4 protein-coding genes are annotated in these 5,672 nt (G+C 72.0%); all 4 read right to left on the minus strand.

All coding sequences use genetic code 11. The features are described from left to right. The coding region (locus AB0C20_RS34755; RefSeq protein ID WP_357569602.1) for a PepSY domain-containing protein at positions 1 to 1,565 on the minus strand (1,565 nt) is incomplete at its 3' end. 139 nt (positions 1,566 to 1,704) lie between these two features. Continuing rightward, on the minus strand, positions 1,705 to 3,828 hold the full coding sequence (locus tag AB0C20_RS34760) for a cytochrome c oxidase assembly protein (protein ID WP_357177161.1): 2,124 nt from the start codon (positions 3,826 to 3,828) through the stop codon (positions 1,705 to 1,707). Positions 3,829 to 3,886: 58 nt separating this feature from the next. Then, the gene (locus AB0C20_RS34765; RefSeq protein ID WP_357569603.1) at positions 3,887 to 4,468 is read right to left on the minus strand and encodes a copper resistance protein CopC; all 582 of its coding nucleotides are present in this window, start codon (positions 4,466 to 4,468) and stop codon (positions 3,887 to 3,889) included. Continuing rightward, a partial coding sequence (locus AB0C20_RS34770; protein WP_357569604.1) for a Dyp-type peroxidase occupies positions 4,465 to 5,672 on the minus strand: 1,208 nt, incomplete at its 5' end. The genes AB0C20_RS34770 and AB0C20_RS34765, both read right to left, overlap by 4 nt.

Consider the following 5,672-nt stretch of genomic DNA (forward strand, 5'->3'; position numbering starts at 1 on the left):
TCTACGGGGCGGAAATACATGGTCGGGCGGGCACGCCTCATGCTGCCCGGATCGACTGGTTTCGGTGCCGTTGTGCTGGTCCTCCTGTAAACGCCGCCCGCGGGTGCCGGGGAGGTGGGAACCGCGGCAGGTCGTCGGCGTCGAGACACCGCACCCACCACCACGTCGATGACGAGGAAGGCCAGCAGTGTGAGCCCGAACAGGGGCAGCGTCCAGCCGATCGCCACTGTCACCGGTACGCCGATCAGCAGCGCCCAGAGCGGCAGCCCGCGTACGCCGCCGCGCGCTGGCGGGGTGCCGGCGATCGCACGGCGGTCGGCGCGGGTGGGTCGGCGTTGCCACCACATGCGGTAGCCCCAGAAGATGACACAGAGCAGGCCGAGGGCGAGCGCGGCGAGCAGGATCTGGTTGACCAGGCCGAAGAGGATCCCCATGTGGGCCTGGATGCCGAGGCCGCTCAGTTTGGCCAGCAGGGGCCAGTCGGCGAAGTCGCTGCGGGCGGTGACCGTGTCGGAGGCCGGGTCGACGGCGATGCGGTCCTTCTTGACCGGCCAGGTGTTGTCGACCTGCGTGACGGTCCAGGCAGAGCCCGGCTCCGGCGCGGGGCTGATCTCGACCGGCCCGGAGAGGCCCGCGCCGCGAGCGACCGCCAGGACCCGATCGAAGGCCGCCGACTCGACGACCCCGCCAGCCCCGGCGGCACCGTGCTCGTGGCCGCCGCCGGTCTCGGCAGGGGCGGGGGGACCGGCGGTGAGGCTGGTGGAGATCTCCGGAGTGCGGGCGCTCAGCGCGTCGAGGCCGGCGGCGAAGTTCGCGCCGGCGTAGCGGGACCAGGTCAGGCCGGTGACGGAGAGGAAAAGCAGCCCGACGGTGAGCCAGATGCCGGTGGTGGCGTGCCATCCCCGGGTACGGCGCACACCCTTGGCGGTGGACAGGTTCGGCACGAGCAGGTGCCGGGCGGCGGCTTTGGCGGCGCCGCGTCGACGCCACCAGAGGATGACCCCGCCGAGCGCCATCACCCACAGCCAACTCGCGGCCAGTTCGGAGTAGTGCTCGCCCACGGTGCCCAGGTGCAGGTGGCGGTGCAGGTCGTCCAGCCAGGTGGTGACCGGTGTGGACCCGAACCAGGTGGTCAGCTGCCCCTGGGACTCGCCGGTGTACGGGTTGATGTAGACGGTGTGCTGGTTCTCGCCGAGCTCGGGAAGGGAGAACACCACCTTCGTGGTCCGGTCGCCGTCACCGGGTTGCACAGTGGTGATGCTGCCGTCGGGGTGCGCGTTGCGCGCGGCCCCGATCTGCTCGGCCAGCGGGAGCTGGCGGTCACCCACCTGAGCGACGGTCAGCTGGTCGCCGTAGAGGATGGTGTCGAGTTGCGGGGTTGTGGTGAAGGCCAGGCCGGTCAGTGCGGCGACCACCAGGAACGGGGCGACGAGGATGCCGGCGTAGAAGTGCAGCCGCAGCAGCAGCGCGCCGAACGGTGACGCGCGCCGGGCGGGTCGGGCCGGTTTCTCGATGGTAGTGGCGGGCTCCGGCGTCGGCGTGCCGGACAGTTCGGTGAGAGACATGGTGATCCGATCGGAAGAGTCGGGAAGCACCCGAAGCTGTTTCCCGTACTGGTCTGGTCGCCCGGTGGGGTGTCGCGTCGGCCCTGAGTGGTAGTCGGGGGAGAGATGCCGGTGGTTCCCGAAGATCGGGTTTCCGGTGTCACTGCTGGTCCGGCCGCACCGTGCGGCGCGGATCGCTGTCGGTCCGTCCGGCTGCGGCGAGGAACGCGTTGTAGCGGGCGAGGTCGTCCTCCGCGCCGGTGGCGTCCGCCCGGTCGGCGGCCCGGTCGAGGCGGCCCTGTTCACGTTTGTCGGCGCGGATCCATTGGCGAATCAGGACGATCATGACGACGACGGCGGGCAGCTCGCCGAACGCCCAGGCGATGCCGGCGCCGAGTTTCTGATCGGCCAGCAGCGACGAGGCCCAGCCGGGGTGCACGGCGAGGTACCAGTCGGGGGCGATCACTGTGGTCGTCTGCATGAGGACCAGGCCGAAGAAGCCGTGCGCCATCATCGACGCCAGGTGGATGATCACCAGCAGGGGATGGGGGAGGCGTCGGCGGCCCGGGTCGACCCCGATGAGCACCCAGAACAGCAGATAGCCGGCGACCACGAAGTGGGTGAGCATCGCGAGGTGACCGAGGTGGGAGCGCATCAGCACGCCGAGCAGATCGCTGAAGTACAGGCCGAACAGGCTGGCGGTGTAGATGCCCAGCGCGACGAGCGGATGGGTGAGTAGTTTCGTGAGCCGGCTGTGCACAGCGATCAGCAGCCACTCCCGGGCACCGCGTACCCCCGGGTCGGCGGGTCGACGCAGGGTGCGCAGGGCGAGGGTGACAGGTGCGCCGCCGACCAGCAGGATCGGCACCAGCATCGACAGCACCATGTGCTGGGCCATGTGCGCGCTGAACAGCACGTACGCGTAGCGGGCGACACCGAGGTTGGTGGTCGCGGCGAGCAGCAGCAGCCCGCCCACCCAACTTGCCGTCCGGGCGACCGGCCAACGGTTCCCGGCGATGTGCATCCGTCGCACACCGGCCAGGTAACCAGCGATGCCGAGAGCGCAGAGGGTCAGGAAGAACATGTCCGGCAGCGGCTGCCCGAGCAGGTTGCCAGCGGTGGGTGCGGTGGGCATCGGGAAGCCGAGCAACTCGGTGATCGGGTCGGCGTCGGTGCCGGATTCGGCGACGGGAGTGGGGCTGCGCGAGAGCGCCACCGCCAACCCCACGGTGGCCGCGAAGACGATCAGTTCACCGGCGGCCAGGCGGCCGAACGCCCACCGCCGTCCGGCGCGCAGCGCCGGCAGGGCGCGGGAGCGGTGTGCCGCGCCGAGCACGCCGAGGATCAGCAGTGCGGTGACCTTGCCGAGCACCAACCAGCCGTAGCGGGAGTGCCAGAGCTGGTCGACCGTACCGAGGCGGACGGCGGCGTTGGCCGCCCCGCTGACAGTCACGGCGACGAAGCAGCCCAGGGCGAGGCGGCTGTACCGGGCGGCGGCGTCGGCCAGCAGCCGACTGCGTCGTACCACCAGCAGGGCGATGAGGGCGCCGATCCACACCGCGGCGGCGAGGATGTGCAGGGCCAGGCTGGTGACGGCGATCTGGTGGTTACCGGCCCCGGCGGAGTGCCCGGTGAAGGCCGGGGGCAGCACCGCCACCAGGGCCAGGACCGCGACGGTCGCGGCGAGCCCACGGGACACCCCGGATCTGGCCAGCAGCGCCACGACCACTGCCAGTGCGGCCTGGAGTGTGAGCGACTGGCCCTGCGAGATGGTGGTGGCGAAACTGACGACGGTCGCGGGCCCGAGCGTCGTCAGTGGTTGGCCGAGCAGGTCCGAGGCGGTCAGCGCGATCAGGGACAGCGCCGCCGCCGACCAACCGAGCGCGGCGACACCGGCCCGCCGCAGCAGCAGGTAGCCGTGCGGCGAGACGCTGCGTCCGTCGCCGGGCAATAGGAACGCGGCGGTCACCAGCATGCCGACGGTGACTGTGGCCAGGCCGTCGGACAGCAGCCGGAACACGGGTAGCGCCCTGGTCGTGATCGGTCCCGCGTCGGGGAGGCCCGGAATCGCGGCCGTGAGCGCACCCCCGACCCGCAGGCCGAGCACCAACACTGTGACCCCCGACGCGACGGCGACGACAGTGACCAACCAGCCGGATCTCGGAGAACCCTTGTCTCGGGCGGCGGACGGGGCTGGACCGGTCGGGATTACCGAGGCGGTGGCGACGGTGCGGGCACCGCTCGGATCGTCGGTGGCGAACTGCTGTGGATCGGTGTCGGACACGTGTTGACCTTGCTTGGTGAGGTGTTGGGGCGAGCCGACCGCACGCGGGCGGGTCGGATCAGCGCCGGGCCGCCCGCCGCCACAGCAGCCCAGCCGCCACCAGGACGAGGAGGGCCAGTGCGGCAGCAGCGGCGAGTACGCCGGTGCTCGGACCGCCGCCGGACTTAGCGGCGGCGGTGGACGGGGCGGGCGCCGACGCGCTGACGTTGGCGACCGGCGCGGCGCTGGACGTCGGATCGGCCACAGTGAATGGATAGGACCCCTGCACCGGGTGCCCGTCGACGGAGACGACCCGGTAGGCGACCGTGTATGTCCCGTTCGGCAGGGTGTCGGTCACCTGGACCGTGCTCTTCGCGCCGGTGACCACGGGTTCGCCGATAGCAAGCTTCCGCTTGCCGGCGTCGGTGAGCACGATGGTGGTGAACGCCGGGTCGAGTCGCTGCATGAATTCGAGCGTGACCTCGGTCGGTGCGCTCTGCACGGTCGCGTCCCGGGCGGGCGTGGCCGTCTTGAGCGAGTTGTGCGCCCAGGCCGGGCTCGCCGGGATGAGCACGGCCACGAGGACGGCGAGCACCGCCGCGCCGAGCCGGACGGCGGTGGGGCGGGACGACGGTACGGTCATGACGGTCGGCGTGGTCATCCGAGCACCTGCTCGCCGATCCACCCGCCCGGTTGGCATCCGGGCGGGACGGCGAAGACGGCGGAGCCGATCGGCGTGGTCCACTCGTTGAGCAGATCCCGATCGGCCAGCCGGCGCTGGATGGGCAGGTACTGCCGGGCGATGTCGGCCTGGTACGAGGTGAAGATCAAGCCGCTGTCCGCGTGGCCCTCCGCCGTCGGCACCCCGTCGTAGTTGTAGGGCCGGCGCAGGATCTTCAGCCGGTCGTCGGTGACGTGGGCGCGGGTCATGTGCGAAAAGTCGGGGATGACGGTGAGGCCGTCGGCGTCGGTGGCGGCGAAATCGGGTTCGTCGTGTTCGGCGGTGCCGGTGAGCGGAGCGCCGGTGTCGAGCCGTCGGCCGACGGCGAGTTCGCGGTCGGTCCGGCCGAGCAGATCCCAGGTCTCCATGTTCATGCTGATCCGCCGGAGCACCACTGTGGTGCTGTCGCGCAGCCACGCCGGGCCGTCCGGCACCCAGAGCGCGGTGTCCATGGGTGCGCCGGGTCGGGGGTTGGCGGTGCCGTCGAGCTGACCGAACAGGTTGCGTTGGGTGTGGCCGCCCGGCTCGACACCGGGGCTGCGCCGGAAGCCCTGCTGGACCCACCGCACAGTGGCGAACGGTCGGCTGTCCTTGATCAGGACCCGCTGGGCGTGGGCGACGGAGATCGCGTCGTCAGCGCAGATCTGGAGCAGCAGGTCGCCGCCGGACCAGGCCGGCTGGAGCCGGTCGATGCGGAACGACGGCAGGTCGGTGACCGACGCCGGCCGGCGGTCGTCGACGCCGGCCGCCCGGTAGAGGCCGGGCCCGAAGCCGAAGGTCACTGTCAACCGTGCCGGCAGCAGCCCGAGTTCGGCCTCGGTGTCGGCCAGCGCGGGTCGGCCCTGGGTGAGCCGGGCGGCGTCGTCGGTGAGCAGCCGCAACATCCGGCCCAGCGCGGCCCGGTCGACGCCGGCCCGCAGAGTGAGGGCCACGAACGACGCGTGCGCCTGCGGTTCGGTGGCCACCCCGGCCTGCCGGGCGCCGTGGAACGGCTCGACCAGGCTGCCGACGGTAGCCACGGGCGTCGTGTCGGCGGCGGTCGCCGACGGCGGCCCGGTCCTCCCGACACGGGTGGCGGCGATCGCGGCACCGCCGGCCAGGGCCCCGCCGGCGGCCAGTGCTCCGCCGGTGAGCAGGCCACGCC

The sequence above is a fragment of the Micromonospora sp. NPDC048843 genome (genome assembly GCF_040649965.1).
GTDB lineage: Bacteria > Actinomycetota > Actinomycetes > Mycobacteriales > Micromonosporaceae > Micromonospora > Micromonospora hortensis.

What these genes read in the sequence shown, in the direction of transcription:
- AB0C20_RS34765 (WP_357569603.1), bottom strand. Translation starts at nt 4,468, where the DNA reads ATGACCACGCCGACCGTCATGACCGTACCGTCGTCCCGCCCCACCGCC.